15 protein-coding genes and 1 tRNA gene are annotated in these 17,774 nt (G+C 68.0%); 9 read left to right on the forward strand and 7 right to left on the reverse strand.

What is annotated here, in order from left to right:
* Positions 1–77: 77 nt before the first annotated feature.
* Positions 78–320, reverse strand: coding sequence for a helix-turn-helix domain-containing protein (locus LX14_RS01780; protein WP_253645570.1), 243 nt, complete (start codon positions 318–320; stop codon positions 78–80).
* 121 nt (positions 321–441) lie between these two features.
* On the opposite strand from LX14_RS01780, the gene LX14_RS01785 reads away from it, so the two are divergent.
* The 7 genes from LX14_RS01785 to LX14_RS01815 all read left to right on the forward strand — a co-directional run bounded on the left by LX14_RS01785 (position 442) and on the right by LX14_RS01815 (position 8,180).
* A complete protein-coding gene (locus tag LX14_RS01785; protein WP_253645571.1) occupies positions 442–957 on the forward strand; it encodes a hypothetical protein in 516 nt (171 codons plus the stop codon).
* 415 nt (positions 958–1,372) lie between these two features.
* Positions 1,373–1,651: a hypothetical protein gene (locus LX14_RS01790; RefSeq protein WP_253645572.1), complete on the forward strand. Its 279-nt coding sequence runs from the start codon at positions 1,373–1,375 to the stop codon at positions 1,649–1,651.
* Positions 1,648–2,373, forward strand: coding sequence for a hypothetical protein (locus LX14_RS01795; RefSeq protein ID WP_253645573.1), 726 nt, complete (start codon positions 1,648–1,650; stop codon positions 2,371–2,373). Before LX14_RS01790 ends, LX14_RS01795 begins: the two co-directional genes overlap by 4 nt.
* Before the next feature lie 203 nt (positions 2,374–2,576).
* Positions 2,577–3,938: a bifunctional DNA primase/polymerase gene (locus tag LX14_RS01800; protein WP_253645574.1), complete on the forward strand. Its 1,362-nt coding sequence runs from the start codon at positions 2,577–2,579 to the stop codon at positions 3,936–3,938.
* Between the two features lie 1,138 nt (positions 3,939–5,076).
* Positions 5,077–5,811 (forward strand): hypothetical protein, encoded by a 735-nt coding sequence (locus LX14_RS01805; RefSeq protein ID WP_253645575.1) that lies wholly within the window; start codon positions 5,077–5,079, stop codon positions 5,809–5,811.
* 219 nt (positions 5,812–6,030) lie between these two features.
* On the forward strand, positions 6,031–6,732 hold the full coding sequence (locus LX14_RS01810) for a recombinase family protein (RefSeq protein ID WP_253645576.1): 702 nt from the start codon (positions 6,031–6,033) through the stop codon (positions 6,730–6,732).
* Positions 6,732–8,180: a tyrosine-type recombinase/integrase gene (locus LX14_RS01815; protein ID WP_253645577.1), complete on the forward strand. Its 1,449-nt coding sequence runs from the start codon at positions 6,732–6,734 to the stop codon at positions 8,178–8,180. The genes LX14_RS01810 and LX14_RS01815 overlap by 1 nt, the downstream gene beginning before the upstream one ends.
* Here the strand turns inward: LX14_RS01815 and LX14_RS01820 are convergent.
* From LX14_RS01820 to LX14_RS01835, 4 genes are all read right to left on the reverse strand, one after another.
* On the reverse strand, positions 8,122–9,006 hold the full coding sequence (locus LX14_RS01820) for a DUF8453 domain-containing protein (protein WP_505011335.1): 885 nt from the start codon (positions 9,004–9,006) through the stop codon (positions 8,122–8,124). The two genes, LX14_RS01815 and LX14_RS01820, sit on opposite strands and share 59 nt — an antisense overlap.
* Positions 9,006–9,500 (reverse strand): GvpU-like protein, encoded by a 495-nt coding sequence (locus LX14_RS01825; RefSeq protein WP_253645579.1) that lies wholly within the window; start codon positions 9,498–9,500, stop codon positions 9,006–9,008. Before LX14_RS01825 ends, LX14_RS01820 begins: the two co-directional genes overlap by 1 nt.
* 124 nt (positions 9,501–9,624) lie before the next feature.
* Positions 9,625–9,700: transfer RNA gene (locus tag LX14_RS01830), tRNA-Arg, on the reverse strand.
* Positions 9,656–10,993, reverse strand: a complete 1,338-nt coding sequence (locus tag LX14_RS01835; RefSeq protein ID WP_308214111.1) for a YbfB/YjiJ family MFS transporter — start codon at positions 10,991–10,993, stop codon at positions 9,656–9,658. The genes LX14_RS01830 and LX14_RS01835 overlap by 45 nt, the downstream gene beginning before the upstream one ends.
* Between LX14_RS01835 and LX14_RS01840 the strand changes: the two genes are divergently transcribed.
* Positions 10,973–11,851 carry a LysR family transcriptional regulator gene (locus LX14_RS01840; RefSeq protein ID WP_253645580.1) on the forward strand — a complete coding sequence of 293 codons (879 nt, stop codon included), beginning with the start codon at positions 10,973–10,975 and terminating at the stop codon, positions 11,849–11,851. The two genes, LX14_RS01835 and LX14_RS01840, sit on opposite strands and share 21 nt — an antisense overlap.
* Positions 11,852–12,011: 160 nt before the next feature.
* Positions 12,012–14,186: a glutamine synthetase III family protein gene (locus tag LX14_RS01845; protein ID WP_253645581.1), complete on the forward strand. Its 2,175-nt coding sequence runs from the start codon at positions 12,012–12,014 to the stop codon at positions 14,184–14,186.
* A gap of 43 nt (positions 14,187–14,229) precedes the next feature.
* Here the strand turns inward: LX14_RS01845 and LX14_RS01850 are convergent, their stop codons facing one another.
* Together LX14_RS01850 and LX14_RS01855 are read right to left on the reverse strand one after the other, a co-directional pair.
* A complete protein-coding gene (locus LX14_RS01850; protein ID WP_253645582.1) occupies positions 14,230–15,909 on the reverse strand; it encodes an AMP-binding protein in 1,680 nt (559 codons plus the stop codon).
* A 153-nt stretch (positions 15,910–16,062) separates the two neighbouring features.
* A complete protein-coding gene (locus tag LX14_RS01855) occupies positions 16,063–17,718 on the reverse strand; it encodes a substrate-binding domain-containing protein (protein WP_253645583.1) in 1,656 nt (551 codons plus the stop codon).
* Positions 17,719–17,774: the final 56 nt, after the last annotated feature.

Here is a 17,774-nt window from a genome sequence, read left to right on the forward strand (position 1 = left end):
CGCCGTACGCCACGAGACGACCGGCCCGGCAAACCCAGAACCCCACCAGCGCCACCGACGCCGGTGGGGTTCTGGCGCTATAGATCGATGCCGTCGAGTAGCGCCCCTGGCGTGGTCTGCAAACCAGCCGCGATCTTCAGTACGTTCTCAATACGAGAGCTGCGCTGCCCCCGTTCCACCTGGCCTAAGTGCGTCCAGTGCAGGCCAATCCGTTCCGCCGCCTGCTCCTGACTGAGATTGAGCTCGTGGCGACGAGCCCTCACCCTTGCGCCGAACACCGCCACGGCGCTGGTGGCTGCGGAGGCGGGCTGATCAGGCATGGCCCGCCTAGCACAATCGCCTCAACCGCAATCATCCAGAGCGGAAACGTCGTATTGCCACGCGGGCGCATTCGCACATGGTTACGATTCGCCCGATTCGTCCGTTCGAAAGGAAGCCATCATGCGTCGCGCGACCATCACCCCGCTCCTGCTCCTCTCCTTCACCCTTGTGGCGGGATGCGGCAGCAGCGACGGTTCACCGAGTGCAGCAACCTCTACAGTCACGGTTTCCGCCGACGCCGGTTCTGCAGACCGCACCTCTGGCTCGACGTTTGACGTCAACACGGGCATCAGCGGAATCCGTAATCCTCCGTTTACGGGCGCTGACTGCGCCTACTACGACGGAACGTTGAGAAACGGCGACCCCGTAATCATTCGTGGTTCGGATGGGAGTGTGCTCGCGAAGACTGAGCTCATCAGCATGCCAGAAAACACCGGAGAGGCTGCCGGGCCGTACTGTGGTTTCCGCTTTTCGGCAAGCAATGTCAAGGCCGACGAACCCGCATACTCGCTGACCGTCGGCGGTTTTGCACCAGTGGTCGTCACGCAGGCCGAGCTCGTGTCCAGAGAATTCTTTAGCGCGCGTTCTCCGATAGATGTATTGGCCGAGAACGGGAAGGTGCCGCTTTCCAAGTAGGCCTTAAACGCACCCTGCTCACCCACGCACTTCGCTAACGACCCGCGGGGATCAGATTGCATTTCGTTCGAAACCGCACTAAAGGCACTACTGCTGGCCCTGGTGTACCGTTGTTTACGCACGGGCTGCTTACCTGCAGCTCGAGACAAGTCCCGGGGCTTCGGTCACGGGCACTGTGAGTATCGGCCGAGCGACGCAGTGCATCGCGGGGTCGGCGTAGGGCTTATCGCGGTGCGATGGCGACTCGCAGAGTTGTGGCAGTGAATGGTGCCGCGTTGAAGTTTGGCGCGGGCACCTAGCGGCGGAGCATCGCTAGCTGGCGCACAACGCACATACCCGAGAGGGTGCGTGCGTCGTGACGCCAGCTTTTTTGCGTTTCGGCGAACGCACCTCGACCACACCGAGGAGCAACACCGTGAGTACCGCACCCACCCGACCGCCGGTTGCCCGACCTGTGCCCGGGCCGACCCAGCTGAACGACCTGCCCACCGTCAAGGGCCGCGACGGCGCCGTCGAGTTTCTGAACCGCACCCTCGGCGTACCCATCACCCCGACGCGCATGCGAGCAGCGATCGAACGCCGCGAGCTGCCCGTCTACAAGATCAGTGGCAACAACTACCTGACCGAGCGGGACCTCTACCTGTGGGTGAAGAGCCTGGCTCGGCCCGTCGCCACCCAGGGCGGTGCCGCGTGACCACCATGGACCCCAACGGCCTCATCATCGAGGCTGACGACGCACTGACGTCCATCCACACCCGCTCGGTCATCAGAGGCCTTAAGCGCGCCGACGCCTACGGTTCGCCGGCGGTCGCCACCTCCGACGAGCTACGGCAGGCGGTCCGGACCGCCGCCGACCGAGCTCGCGCGGCCGAGCCGCTCCGATGCGTGAAACGTGTAGACGACGTGGTTCGCTTCCTCCTCGAACACCACGGCTTCGACGTCGCCTGGTTGACGCGGAAGGCTCCGCCGCCGGGCCTGACGATCTGCCACGTCGCACATCCCGGTGCTGAGTGGCTGACGTGGGTACTGCCAGACGGCACCGACAACGTCGGTGCGATCTGCTTCGAACTGCTCGGCGTCGTTGCGCGTCACCACGAGATGGTCGAACGACGGACGCCACCGCCTGAGGCCACGGAGGAGTTCGAGGCCGGGCAGTTCGGCTACCAACACTGCGACTGGTGCCACCAGGACGTGTCGGCCACTCACTCGGTTTGGGACATGCGGGTGCTGCTGATGAGTCAAGGCAACCGGCTGTTCGCATGGATCTGCTGCGCCGACTGCTCGACGAGGTTGGAGGGGTCGCATCCCGGCGGTCTGCGCTGGATGCCTCAACCGCCTGCACCCCGGCGCGCCGTGTTGGGCGTTCCCGGACGCCTGACGCGCCCACTGCGGGCTGTGCACCCCTGCCGCCGGTAACTGCGGCGGGGGTGCGCGGGTCAACCCGCCTGCGGGGCGCCGGTGGCGCCTCGCCTGAGCTTCATCCCCGCTGTGGTGCGGCGGTGACCCGACCAAAAAAGAACGCCGGTCCATCAGTCACCAACTGAATGAACCGGCGCTCCCCACGTTCAGCCAAGGAGTCTGGCCGCATGGCCCAGGATACACCACCACTACATCCAACGATGTTGCAGCCGAACGATTCTCGAATAGATTCCGGGGTTCCGACGTCGATCCCCGACGTGGCCGGTCTGTCCCTCCGCGAAGCGGCCTTGGCCTACGCCGAGGCCGGATGGTTCGTGTTCCCGCTCATCCCGGGCGCGAAGGGGCAGCCGGTGGTGAAGTTCTCAACGGAGTCCACTCGCGATCCTGCGCAGATCGCACGGTGGTGGGACGAGGACCCCGACCGCGGTATCGGCGGACACGTAGGTCGAAGCGGCGCCGTGGCGTTCGACTTGGACAACGCCCGCCTTGACGAGCTCCCCGCCGCCATCGCCCAGGGTCTGCGCAGCGGTCGTGTGCAGCTGAGCCGGCGAGACAACCCCGACCGAGGGCACTACGTGTTCGCGGCCGAGCCCGGTGCGTTCGGTAACGGGGCGGGTGCGTTCCGGCCGTTCGGGGAGGTTCGCGGCAAGAACGGATTCATCGTTCTCGCGCCGACCCCGCATGTGAAGGACGACGGCGAATATCGGTGGGTGCAGCCGGGGCCGCTGCCGCCCCTACCGGAGGCTCTACGGGCGTGCCTTTCAACGGTGACGGCGGAAGAAGTTGAGCCGCTTACCAACGAGCAGTTCGACGCGTTCGTGGCCAACCCGGACCACCAGCGGTCGGAACGCACCGGGGCGTTGGACGGGATCCTTGCGAAATTCGAGAAGGACGTTCGAAGCGGTGTCAGTAGCCATGAGGCGCTGATTGACGCGTTGCCCTGGGCGTTCCGCGAGGTCCGGGTCGGCCTATATCCCGCCGAGGAGGCCGTGCGACGAATCCAATCGGCGTTCCTTGATTCGTTCACGTGGGAGGGTCGCAACCCCGACGGCCGGACACGGCCGACAGGCGACGAGTTCTACCGTGCCGCCACCTGGGCGGCGGCGCGGGCCATGCAGGCGGACCCCGCCGAGATCCTCGAACGGGTGAACCGGAACGGCGCCGCTGCGGTGGCGGTCGACGAAGAGGCGTTCTGGACGGCACGCCCCGAGCTGGAGCAGCTAAGGGTGTTCGCGCGGTCTCGGCGAGTGGGGCCGTGGGCCATGTTCGGCGTGGTTTTGGCGCGGGCGCTGGCGACGGTGCCGCCGTCGGTTGTGCTGCCGCCGCTGCGCGGAGGACACGGCAGCCTGAACTTCTTCGCGGCGATCGTCGCGCCGTCGGGCAAAGGCAAGGGCACCGCCGAGGCCGCCGCCGAGGAGGCGCTGATCACAACCCTGAGGTGTACGCGGCCACCTTGGGTAGCGGTGAGGGCATACCGAAGGAGTTCGCCTACAAGAAGCGCGCCGAGCAAATCGACGTGCGCAATTCGGTGCTGTACTCCGCGCCCGAGATCGACTCGATAGCGGCGTTGAAAGGCCGCAGCGGATCAACGCTCCTACCGGAGACGCGAAAGGCGTTCTCGGGTGAGCGACTAGGTTTCGGGTACGCGGCCGACGACAAGAAGTTCGCCATTCACAAGCACCGCTACCGCATGACGATGACGGTCGGCGTGCAACCGGGGCGATCGGTCACGCTGTTCGAGGACGCCGACGGTGGCACCCCGCAGCGGTTCGCGTTCTTCCCGACGACGGACTCCGACGCCCCCAAGCGAGCCCCCGCCGAGCCCGAACCGGTGAAGCTGCCACGATGGCCGACCGGGCTGCTGGTGACCGACGGGCGAACGCTCATTGGCGAACGCGACGCCGACGGCGAAGCGACCATCGCGATAGAGCCAGGTGATCTCCGTCTGTCCGTGCCTGCACAGCACGACGATTTCCACGTCTTGGGCGTGCCGCAGTCGGTCCGTGACGAGGTGGACGCGGAGGCGCTGAGCAATCTGCGAGGCGACCACGGCCACACCCTGGACAGCCACGGCCTGTTCCTGCGGATGAAGATCGCCGCCGGACTGATGTGGCTGAACGGCCGGACCGACGCCATCACCGAGGAGGACTGGCACCTGGCGGGGATAGTGATCGCTGTAAGCGATCGCACGCGCACCGAGACCGTGCAGGTGCTCCGTCAGCAGGCGTCTGCAGTGAGCCAGTCGCGCGGCCGGGCCGAGGGCGAACGCGAGATCGCCAAGGCAGAGGTGGTCGAGGATCGTCGGCTAAAGCGGGCGATAGACAACGTGCGCAGACACGTCGAGGATGCGGGCCGACTGACCCGGAAAGAGCTGCGCAGCAGGCTGAAGAACGATCTGCGCGAGCATCTGGACGAGGCCGTCGACAGGCTGGTGGCGGCGGGTGTGGTGGGCCGCGAGGACGGCGACCAGGGCGGGTACGCGGTCGTGTTCAAGGCCGTGCGATGACCGCCGACAATGCCACCCGCAGGGGGAGTACAGGGGGTACGCGTACTCCCCCTCGCCCGCAAAAGCGGGCGCCGCCGCGCTGTGAAACACCAGGTAGAAGAGGAAATTACCAATCGCGGGTATAGGGCAAATCGCGGCGGGGGGAGTACACGTACCCCCCGTACTCCCCCCTCCCGCTCAAGCAGGAGATCACCATGAACGACCCCACCCAATCGCAAGCACCCGCCCCGGCGGAGGAGGTTCTGTTCCCGATCGACCGCCCTGAGTTCGACACCGCCGCGCCGGACCCATCGAAGGAGGTGGAGAAGGAAGCCGAGTTCGACATGCGTTGGCAGGACGGGCGACAACCGCCCCGGCAGTGCAGCGCGCACCGCACCAACGGCGAACCGTGCAGGCGGGCGGCGATTAACGGCGGCAACGTGTGCGGCACCCACGGTGGACGCAGCCCACAGGTAAAGGCCAAGGCGCGTGTGCGCCTGGAGATGGCCGCCGACCGAGTGGCGAAAGAGCTGCTGCATATCGCTACCGACGACGCCTCGCCTCCGGCGGTGAAGTTGGCGGCGATCAAGGATGCGCTGGACCGCGCAGGCGTGAGCGCCAAGACCACCGTGGAAGTGGAACCGGGCGCGCGATTCCAGGAGGTGCTGGACGTGGTGCTCGCTGGCGGACCGCGAGGCGCCGCCGGCAAGGCCGGCGATCCCGACCGCGAGTGGATTGCGCAGGAGCTGAACATCATCAACGCCGAGGTGGTGGACGACGGACCCGCCCACCCAGCGCCACCGCGCCCCGAGGCCGCACAGCTCGAGGCCCCGGCCCCACCGCCAAATGGATCGGGTCTGCTGTCGATGGAGGACGCCCTGGAGCAGTTGCACGCCACCAACCCACCGCCCGCGCCGCCCGCAGCCCGCCGCCGCAGGGGCCGTTCGTAGGCCCCTGGTGGGCACACACGCGGCCCCGCACCCGGCCGGGCGCACCCGCACACCCGGCGGGCAGCTCAACGCCACGCAGATGCTCAAAGCGGTTGCGAGAGAACAGCTATCGAGTAGTGACGTGCATCACACCGCCGTAGGGTGGTGCTTGGTTTACATACACGGCTGCACCGCAGGTGGCACGAGTTCGGCGGTCAGCGACGACACAAGGAGTGGGCAGTGAAACTAGCTGCATACCTGCGCTGCTCAAGCGCACGACAGCAAGAAGCGTTCGGCCCCGAGGTACAACGGCAGGCAATTCGACAGTGGGCCAGAGCGAACGGCCACCGCATCGTCAGTTGGCACGAGGACACCATCTCCGGTACGAGCGAGCTGAAAGACAGGGCCGGGTGGATGCAGGCCGAGGCAGCTGTGAAGTCCGGCGCCGCGCAGGGCATCGTCGTGCCCCGGCTGGACAGACTTGCTCGCGACGTCATGATTCAGGAGCTCCTGCTCCGCAAGACACCCGGCGTGGTGCTCTCCGCGCGCGACAGCGAGAACGAACTACTCACCGGCACCACCAACGACCCCAGCCGCAAGCTGATCCGCACGATCCTGGGGGCCATCGCCGAATACGACCGCGAGATGATCACCGACCGCCTGGTCGCCTCGCGGCACGCCAAGGCAGCCGCAGGCGGGTACGCACACGGCGGTCTGCCCTACGGGTTCGCCAGCAAGAACGGCAACCTAGTTCCGGTCGCGGCCGAGCAGCGCGCGCTCGCCCTGATACGCAGTCTCTCGGCTCAGGGTGTCGGCACCCGTGAGATCGCGCGGGTACTTACCGCCGAAGGCCACCCCACCAAGCGCGGCGGTGAATGGTGCAGCAGCACCGTGGCTCGAATCCTCAAGCGGGATCAGACGCGCGCGAGCGAGGCAGCCTGATGGCCTGGATCAAGGCATACGAAACCGCCGCTCGCCAGCGCGGTAAGCCGGTGAAGACCTACAAGGTGATCTGGAAGGAGGTGGAGCGCGACGCCTACGGCCTGCCCCTGCCTGCCGACCCCGCGAAACCCGAGGGGCGCAAGCGCACCCGCAACCGACAGGAGAGCTTCCCCACCCGCGAGGCAGCCGAGGCCCGGCGCGACGAGCTGAACGCCGCCCGCCATACCGGCACTACCGCCGCCCTGGCCGACCAGCGGAAGGCCGGCGATCTCCCGTTCGGCTACCACGCGCGCGAGCTGTTCTCCGCGATGCACGGCACGGTTAAGCCCCGCACGGTGGAGAAGGCCGAGGGCGTGTACCGCCGCTACTTGGCTGACGCTTTCGGCGAGCGCGCTATCGCCACCATCACCGCTGCCGACGTAAGGCACTTCCGCAGCGCGATGCTGGCACCCCGGCCACGCCGCAGCTACGACACTCGCTCCGACAGCGCCGCGCAACCGACCAACCCCGACGGCACGCCGCAAACCGTTGTGTTGAAACACGGCACCGTGAAAGAGGCCTACGACGTACTGCGGCGCATCTTCGATGTGGCCGTGGTGGACGGCGCCATCAAGGCCAACCCGGTGCATTCGGTGCCGCTCCCCCGGCAGTCGGCCACGGCGCGCACCTCGGGGCAGGAAGCAGCGGCCGACTTCGCCCCGCAACCCCTCAGCGGGCCGCAGGTAGCGGGCGTGGCGCACCACATCGGCACAGTTCAGCTCCAGCCGGCGTATGCCCTGGCGGTTACGTTCAGCGCGTACACGGGCCTGCGGGCAGGAGAGCTACGTGGCCTGGAGATCGGGGATGTCACGCTGCCCCGCACACCCGGCGCGATGGGCATGGTGGCGGTGTCTCGCACCAAGACTCGGCGGGGCGGGCAGTGGGCGGTGGGCACGCCTAAGTCGGTGCGCAGCACCCGCGTGGTGCCAATAGACGCGTGGCTGGCCGACGACCTGCGCGCGTACTTGGCTCGGCATCCACTGCGGCTGAACCCTTCGGCGCCGCTCTTCCCGGGCCGCATGACCCGCGCCGAGGCCAAAGCGGCGGGCGTACGGCAGAGCGATCTGGCGGCGGGCCTGAATGGCGAGGCCATCGCGAACACCTACAAGTGGACCGAGCCGATGGATACCAGCAACGTGGCGCGGAACTACTACGCCCCGGCCATGGCCGCGTGTGGCCTGCCGCCCGCCCGCTGGCATGACCTGCGGCATACGTTCGCCGTACTGTCCCTCTCGGCCGGCGAGCACTACATGCAGGTGAGCAAGTGGCTGGGCCACGCCAGCTACGTCACCACGCTCACCGTCTACGCCGACTACATCTCCGAAGCCGAGGGCGGAAAAGCCGCGCCACTCAGTCGTCCGTTGGCGACGGTTGGTGGTCCGGCTCGGCAGGTGACGGCACTTCTGTAGCTGTTTCGTCTACTGCCCGGTCTTCTGGTCGCTGGAATAAGCTGTCGGCCCATTCGCGAGTGCGACGCGACTCTTCGGCCCGCTCGCGTGCCTCCGCTTGTCTATGGTCGCGTTCTTTGTCAGCGTCGGCTAGATATACCCACACGCCATTGTGCTCGCTACGAGAAAAGGCCTGAACAGTTGTTGCGATCTTTGCGATTTGATCCGCCGTCGAATCCAGTCGACGGTCCAAGATCTTTGCAACGTCGTGGATGGTCTTCTGGTCTACTCTGCGCGTGTCTTTCAGCATGTTGAAGTTCAGGTCCACAGGCGACGAATACCGGTCGTAGTCGCGAGAAAATGGCTTGTACCAGTGCTGGCGCTTTTTGCGATCACCCCGGTAGCTGATGTGCCCCACGTGCCTACTACGAATGTTTTCAAGACCGAGACGACTCGGCGCGTGATCCCAGAGTGCTCGCCATTCCTGAAACGGTGCGAGTATTGGGACTACCTGCGGGATAGCTACCGTCGTAATGTCGGCACCTTCGTAATCCGGGCTCACCTCCGGCGGCGTGTCTAGATGAACCTCAATGTCGTAGGCGGGCGTCTGACCGAAGTTTTTGATAACTAGCTCTAGAAATTGCCAATCTGCGGCCATCGGCTCGGAGTACATGACTACAGTCGGCTGCGCCTGCTCATCACGAGTGAGCCTAGCCTCGCGAACTTGCCGAAGCGCGAACGCTGCCGCGACGACCGCGACGCCGACGGCTGCCCACGTTCCGATAGCCGACCAGTTGTCAGACGTGAGTGACCACATACCGTTCCATGCGTCGCGAATTAGAGCCATCACGACCGCCCGAGCGTCCAGCCGGTAACCGCCTGGATCTTGACGCGAAGGAAGTCGAAGTGAACGGGCGCAGGTGAGTAGCAGGTCACGTCCGACAGGTGGATGAAACCTGGCATACCCGATCCATTGAGATCAGTAGTTTCCTCGTTCTCGCCACCGTCACTCCGGCGTTGCGATTCTTCACGGCGCTTCTTCATCTGTTCACGCCATTTCTCGAACCACTGAGAATGCGCTGTAGCAAGAGCCCGAGCGCCATCCTCGAGGTCATCCGGAATCATGCCCTGAGCGGTCGAAAATCCCCACTCGAAGTATGACTCCGCGGAATTGATTAGCCCCGATGCACGGCCCCACGGCATGAAAAGAGTCACTGCGAAGCCGATGCCGAAGTCGTTGGCGCTATCGGCCATAATTTGCAGCGACCAGTCCGGGGCTGCGAACCAGTCAGACGTATTGGTAAGGGCCGGTAGCGGCGCAGGCTGTGTTGGCTCGGTCACTCGTAGATAGTCTCATGCACCCCCGACACGAACCGGTTGCGCGTGTTGGGTAGCACGGGGGTTGCATGGACCACCGTCCGCCTTACTTCCGGAGGGCCGATTTGCGCGTCTAGCTGGTCATTCTTGGTGCCCTCGGCAGGATTCGAACCTGCGACCTACCCTTTAGGAGAGGGTTGCTCTATCCCCTGAGCTACGAAGGCTGACGTCGGGGAGTCTACGGCAGGGCGGTCCGGCGCAGCCGTGGACGGCAGGTCCGGCGCAGCCGTCGACGGCATCGTGCGTGCCACGCCGACCGCCGCCGCCGCGGCGAGGAGAAGGACGACCGCGGCCACCGAGAACGCGACGTCGTACGACGACCCGATCACCGGCGCGACTACCAGGGGCCCCAGCATCTGACCCACGCCGTACACGGCGGTCAGGACGGCTGCGGTCCGCGCGACCGGGAGTGCCGCCCCGACGGACATGGTCACCGCGACGACACCGAGGAACGTCATGCCGAACAGCGCCGCCGCCACGACCGCCACGGCCGCCGACGACGACACCGCCGGGAGCACCGCACCGACCGTCTGCACGAGCAGTGTCACCACCAGGACACGCTGTGCGCCGAAACGTGCTGCGGCTCTGGCCCAGATCGCGACCGACGGTGCCGCGGCGATTCCCACGACCAGCCAGACCAGCGGTCCGACCACCGACGTCCTCGACCCCGCACCGACGGCCGCGACGAGGAACGTGCCGATCACGATGTAGCCGACGCCCTCGAGGAAGTACGACGCGAGCAGGAACCGCCACGCCGGCCGATGGGACGGGCGGCCCGCGGCGTCCGGGGCTGTCGCCGGCGCCGCGGACTCCGGTTCGATCCTCGTCGCGAGGACGGGGACGAGGAACAGTGCCGTCAGGGCCGCGGCGACCAGCCAGAGCGACCGCCAGTCGAGGCTCGACCCGACGAGGGCGATGATCGCGCCGCTCAGGGCGATACCGATGCCGACACCCGCGAACGTCACCGCCGTCGACGCGCCGTGACGTCGCGCCGCGGTGACGGTGCTGATGCAGCCGACGAAGATGACCGCGCTGGCCACGCCCGCGAGGAGGCGCAGTGCCGAGAACGCCGCGATCCCCGATGCGACGGCCATCGCGGCCTCGGATGCGATCAGCACACCCGCCCAGAACCGCAGGTGCATCGAGGTGTTGATGCGGGGACGCACAGCGAGAGCGGCCGCGCCCACGAGATACCCCGCGTAGTTCGCGGTGGCGACCACGGCGCCCCCGGACGGGGTGACCGCGTCCGCCGACTCCATGAGTGGGAGCAGCGGCGTGAACGCGAACCGTCCGACGCCCATGGCCGCGACCAGCCCACCGGCGCCGGCCCAGGCGACGCGCTGATGACGGCCGAGGATGTCTCTCACCCCGACGACGCTAGACACCGGATCCAATGGAGAGAAATGCCGGTTGAGCATCGGGTATAACCTGCACGCATGGAACCGGAGGTGCGGCATCTCCGCGCGATCGTCGCCCTGGCGGATCACGGCACCTTCACGGCGGCGGCGGCAGCACTCACCGTCAGCCAGCCGGCCCTGACCCGGACCGTCCAGCACCTCGAGCGGGTGGTGGGGTGCGACCTGGTCGCGCGGACGTCGCGGTCGTCGAGCCTCACCGCAGCGGGCGCGGAGTTCGTCGAGGGGGCCCGTCGCATCCTCGGCGACCTCGACGGGCTGACGGCTCGGATGCGCGCGGGATCGCGCGTGCGGGTCGGGTTCGCCTGGCTCCTGCCCCACTGGTTCGGCGACGCCACACGTCGCCACGAGCTCGGCGGCGGCATCGTCGACGTCCGCCGACTCGACGACCCGCTCGCGGCGGTCCTCGGCGCCGAGGTCGACGTGGCGATCAGCCGGGTCGGCGTGGATCCCGATGCCGGTCTGACCTCCCGCGTGCTGGCCACGGAGCAGCGTGTGGTCGCCCTGTGCGCGACGTCCGACCTCGTGACCCGGCCCGACCTGCACTGGGATGATCTCGCCGCCGAACCCGTCATCGTCAACGACGCCTCGGGGACGACCCGTCCGGAGTCGTGGGACCGCGTCGACCCCGATCGCGTCGTCGTGCACTGCAACAACTTCGACGAGTGGATCGAACTCACCGCGGCGGGGCGCGGGATCAGCGCCGTCCCGGACCTGATCTGCTCGCGGGTCTCCCACCCCGGTGTCGTGTTCCGTCGCATCCCGGGCATCCCGGCGACGCCGATCCTCGCGGCATGGCGGCCGTCGGGTGGCTCCCTCGGGGCGGTGGAGGGATTCGTCGAGCTCCTCGCGGGCGCCGCTGCTGACGCGCACCCTGCGCACGACGCCACCGGTCGCTAGGCTTGCGAAGCACTCACTCCCCCGGTACGCGCTGACCGGCCGTGTTTCCTGGGCGTCACACGACGGAAACGCCTCGGCGATCTGCCAGACCTACCGTCGCCTGAGGTTTCGAGACCAGCATCGGCGCCATCGGCGCGGATCGGACATCAGGGGTGAACAGATGAGTGGCAGCATTTCCCGCCGTGAGGCGATCAAGGCGGTAACCGCCCACAGCACGCCGGAGTGCGCCACGGCGGGGGCGCCGCTCGCCGAGCTCTTCGGCGTCAACGTCTTCGACAAGTCGGCCATGAAGGACCGGCTCCCCAAGAGCGTGTTCAAGAAGGTCTCCGCCACCATCGACGAGGGTGTCGCCCTCGATCCCACCATCGCCGACGTCGTCGCCAACGCGATGAAGGACTGGGCCATCGAGAAGGGCGCGTCGCACTACGCGCACGTCTTCTACCCGCTCACCGGTTTCACCGCCGAGAAGCACGACTCGTTCCTCGAGCCCGACTCCTCGGGTGCATCGCTCGCGGAGTTCCAGGGCAAGACCCTGCTGCAGGGTGAACCCGACGCGTCGAGCTTCCCCAACGGTGGCCTGCGCGGCACGTTCGAGGCCCGTGGCTACACCGGCTGGGATGTCACCAGCCCCGCCTACATCCTCGAGAACCCGGCCGGCAACACGCTGTGCATCCCGACGGTGTTCATCTCGTGGACCGGCGAGGCCCTGGACAAGAAGACCCCGCTGCTGCGCAGCCAGCAGGCGATGAGCAAGCAGGCCATGCGACTGCTGAAGCTGTTCGGGCACAACGACGTCGACACCGTGGTGTCGTACGCGGGCGCCGAGCAGGAGTACTTCCTCATCGACGAGCACTTCTACTACGCACGTCCCGACATCATGACCACGTCGCGAACCCTGTTCGGCGCCAAGCCGTCCAAGGGCCAGGAGTTCGACGACCACTACTTCGGTGCCATCCCGGATCGCGTGCTGGGCTTCATGATCGACCTCGACCGCGAGCTGTTCAAGCACGGCATCCCGTCGAAGACCCGCCACAACGAGGTCGCCCCCGGTCAGTTCGAGCTCGCGCCGGTCTTCGAGCGCTCGGTGCTCGCCCACGATCACCAGCAGCTGATGATGACGATCATGAAGAAGGTCGCCGAGAACCACGGCATGACCTGTCTGCTGCACGAGAAGCCGTTCGCCGGCGTCAACGGTTCGGGCAAGCACGTCAACTTCTCGCTCGGCAACAGCAACCAGGGCAACCTGCTCAACCCCGGTGACACCCCGCACGAGAACGTGCAGTTCCTCGTGTTCTGCGCGGCCATCATCCGCGGTGTCCACAAGTACGGCGGGCTCCTGCGCGCATCGGTCGCGTCGGCCAGCAACGACCATCGCCTCGGCGCGAACGAGGCTCCGCCCGCGATCATCTCGATCTTCCTCGGTGACCAGCTCATGGATGTCTTCGACCAGATCGCCAAGGGTGGCGCGACGGAGTCGAAGGAGTCGGGCGTGCTCGAGCTCGGCGTCGACAGCCTGCCCCCGCTCAAGGCCGACCCGGGCGACCGCAACCGCACCAGCCCGTTTGCGTTCACCGGCAACCGGTTCGAGTTCCGCGCACCGGGATCCAACCAGTCGATCTCGGATCCCATGGTCGCCATCAACACGATCCTCGCCGACTCGATCGACTACCTGGCCACCGAGATCGAGAAGCTGACCACCGACGGCACCGAGTTCAACGCGGCCGTGCAGTCGGTCCTCCAGCAGATCATCACCGATCACGGCGCGGTCATCTTCAACGGCGACGGATACGCCGACGCGTGGCAGGAGGAGGCGGCCGCCCGCGGCCTGAAGAACCTGCGCACCACCGTCGACGCCGTCCCGTTCATGGCCGAGGCGGAGAACGAGGAGCTGTTCGAGCGCTACGGCGTCCTGTCCGCACGGGAGCTCGAGGCCCGCAAGGACGTCATCCTCGAGCAGTACGCGCTCACCATCCTGGTCGAGGCCAAGGAGACCGCCGAGATCGCCAAGACCATGATCCTGCCGACCGCCCTGCGGTACCAGGGTGAGCTGGCGGGCGTCGCGGTCAACGTCAAGGCCGCCGGTCTCGACGCGACCAACCCGCTGCTGTCCGACATCACCACGGCGATCGGCGAGTTGAGCACCTCGCTGGCCACCCTCGAGGAGGGCATCGGGGCGTTCCACGGCGAATCGGAGCTCGAGGAGTCGACGTATGCGCTCGAGACGCTCATCCCCGCGATGGCCGCGGTGCGCGTCGCCGCGGACACCCTCGAGACCCTCGTCGCCGACGACCTGTGGCCGCTGCCGACCTACAACGAGATGCTGACGATCCTGTAACGCGTCGCACGATCCGGGTCCGCCCGGTCGGGAGCGCTCCCTGTCACCGTGTGGGGAAACCGCTTCCGGCCGGGCGGTATTCGTCTGTCCGGGCCGTCCGCGACCCGACGGCGTCCGCCGTCCCGACGGCGGCGACGACCCGCCGGAGCACGTCGGTGTCGGACCGTTCGGTCCGCCCGCCCGGTGACGCCACCTGTCCGACCCGGACCATCCGCTCGCCCGGACGGAACGGGTTGGCCACGAAATGGTTCGCGGTCCCCGACGGGTCGCGCGACCAGCCGTGCGCCAGTTGGACGCCCGCCACGTACAGGTCACCGGTGGTGCCCGGCGGAACCAGGCGCAGATGGGCGTCCAGGACGTAGGCCTCCACGTTCCAGCCCGGACGTCGGTCCTCACCGGTTCGGAAAGCAGCTCCGCCCGCCTCGGCGACGGCACCGGTGCCGGCGAGCGGTCTGTCGTACCCGTGGCCGACCGTGACGTGTGCGGTCGCCCCGAGCACCAGGGTCCAGATGATGTCGCAGACGTCGCGGAGCTTGTGTGCGTGCACGGGGACGACCACCTGCATGTCGTCGGCGTCGCGATCGCCCGCCCACGCGCTCAGCGTCCACGCGAGCCGGTTCGCCAACGCGCCGTGCGACGTCGACAACGCCGCCAGCTCGTCGCCGCGACGGTGGATGACCACCTCGGCGACCGCGTGCAGATGACCGCGGCCGGCGCCGTCGTCGACGGTGACCGGCTCGTCGGGGTGGTACACGAGCTCCTCGTCGTCGATGGAGACGATCTCCACCCACGGCGGGACGACGGCTGCGGCGGCGATGTCGGTGACGACGCGGGTGGCACGCGCTTCGGCGATGCGCACGATGGTCTCCGGGGCGGTGCTGCGGGTCGAGAGCACCAGCACGCTCCCGCCGGCACGCAGGACGGCCAGGGTGGCGACCATCGCCGCGGGTGTCGACTCGCACAGGACACCCACCACCGAGCCCGGGCTCACCCCGGTGGCCAGGAGGGCACGGGCGACGCGGTTGGCGTAGCAGTCGAGGTCGCCATGGGAGATGACGCCGTCGGTCGTGACGACGGCGGCGCGATCGGGATCGCGCGACATGCCCATCTCCAGCAGGTCGACGAGGGTGGCCGGCGCCGTCAGCTCTGCGGTCGCGTTCCACTCGTCGAGGATGTGGACGCGCTCGGCCTCGGAGACGACCTGCAGCGACCCGACCGGTGCGCGACCGGCGACGACGAAGCGGCCGAGGAACTCGACGAAGCGGCCCAGGTGGTCACCATGGTCCTCGCCACCGACCGTCGACAGTTCGAGGGTCACCTCCCCGGAACGGCCGACTGTGCACCAGACGACGACGGGGACGGCGGCGAGAGCTGCGGTCACGTCCTCGGTGCCGCCCGCCGCGACCGCCACATCGCGCGGGGCCACCGTCGGGTCGGGATCGACGGGTGCGTCCACGCAGGCGCCCACGCGGACGATCAGGCCCGACACGGTGTGGCGCGCGCTGACCGGCAGGTCGACGGGAGCGATCCGTGCGCCACCGGACACTGCGACCCCGACACGCGGGGCGGTGGTCGCCGGACCGGGGCCGCGGTACGCGACGAGGCCCGCGGCGACGACGATCTCCGGGTCGATGCGGTGGTCGTCGGCCACGGCGAGAAGGGCTCGCGACGACGTCGTCGACAGTGTTCGGCGATGAACGGTGGTGGTACCCGGATTCGCCATTGTCGGTCTCCTCGTCGTGCTCTGCGAGTTGCCTCGTCAGTCGCGCAACGGCCCCACCCCGTTACATGCAACGGGCGTCGCACACGAGGTTCGGTGCGTGGGGTGGCGTGGATGGGTCGGGGCGGCCGGTTTTTTCGAACACGCGGGACGGCGTCAGCGACCGGCGGCGGTCACCCGCGCGGCAACCGCGTTGACCAGGACGTTCGCGATGTCCCCGGGTTCCCGGGCGACGTAGCTCGTGCCGCCCGGGGACAGCGCCGAGATCTGCTTCAACGCCTGCGTGTCGACGTCGTCAGAGATGCCGATGGTGACGATCTCGACGGGGCGGGCCGGGTCGGCCAGTTGCCGGATCCGGCGCGTCAGCTCGTCGAGGGAGATGCTGTCGGGATCGTCGTTGCGACCGTCGGTGAGGACGATGATGCTGTTCGAGTAGCTGGGGTCGTAGGAGTCGAGGACCTTCCGGTACGCCGCCAGGGTGGTGTCGTACAGACCGGTCCCCCCGCCGATGTACTGCTCGTAGTCCTCGGCGCGGCTGTCGAGGTACTCGCGCTGCGTGCGCCCGTCGGGTCGCCGGGCGTCCTCCCGCTCGATCGGGGCGATCTCCGTCCAGTCCTGCCCGGGCCCACCCTTGTCGGTGGAGAAGAACCACAGACCGATCTCGGTGTTGTTGGGGAACAGCTTGTTCCCCGCCAGCGCGGCCTGCACGAGGAGGTCGGCGCGGGTGGTGTCGCCGACGCTCTCGGACATCGATCCCGAGACGTCGAGGGCGACGAGGGTGCGGATCGGTTCGGCGACGACGGCCCACTGCCGCAGCGTCTTCTCCCGGGCCGCGGTGTCCGTGACGACCACGGCGGGCACCCGCCCGACGCCCGCACCGGGCAACGGCTCGGCCGACGACGGCCGGAAACCGGCGTCCCGCAGCGCGGCGAGACCCTCGGGTGAGGACATGGCGGCCGCGAGTCGACGCCCGCCGTCGCGGGCCGTGTCGCGCTCGCCGACACCGGCTGTCACGAGCATCGGGTGGTCGAGGAAGACGGTCCCGTCGGTGGGGACGGCTGCGGTGAGCGCGGTACCGGGGTGCGCACGTCGGTAGTCGACGAACTGCTGCTCACTGGTGACGGTGGGGCTCCCCGCGGAGTCGGCGAGCGCGAGACGGTTCTCCTCGCTGTCGTCCTCGGCGCGGATGTTGCCCTGCTGGATGGCGAGGACGGTCATCGCGTCGGTGAGCTGCTTGGACGTCAGCGTGCCCTTCTCGACGGCTGCGACGGCGCCGGCGATGGGGGCATTGCCGGTGCTGGTCGTGATGGGGCTCCCGATGCGCAGCCCGGGCAGTCGCATCACGTCGACCCAGGACCGCAGGGTCGACAGGTTCCGACCGACCACGACAGCAGGTGACGAGGCCAGGGACCCCACCGGATCGACGGGGAGGCGCACCTGCCCGAGGACGGTCGCGGCGCGCTCCGAGGAGTCGGCGACCCACAGGTCGGGCGCCGTGGACCCTCGACCGAGCTGCCCAGCCACCGCGGCCCCGGCGACCGCCGTGACGGTGTAGTCGTAGCAGGACGCGGCGGACACCGACGGCGTCACAGCTTTCAGCGGTGTCGTCATGGACGGATCGGCCGCAACGGTGACCGTCGTCCGCGACGAGCAGTCGGCACCGTCCTGTGACAGCACCCGCCACGTGACCCCCGCTGCCACCAGGCACGCGACGATCAGGACCAGCGGGATCCAGAGGCGACGTCGACGACGGACCGGCGCGGACGCGCGCCGACCCGGCTGCGGAGCAGCACCCACCGCATGGCGCCCCATCGATCCCCCGTCCCCCGACGAACCTGTCGAATCGGACGGAATATAGCCGAGCGCCG

It is taken from the genome of Williamsia deligens (genome assembly GCF_024171765.1).
In the GTDB taxonomy this organism is placed as follows: domain Bacteria; phylum Actinomycetota; class Actinomycetes; order Mycobacteriales; family Mycobacteriaceae; genus Williamsia_A; species Williamsia_A deligens.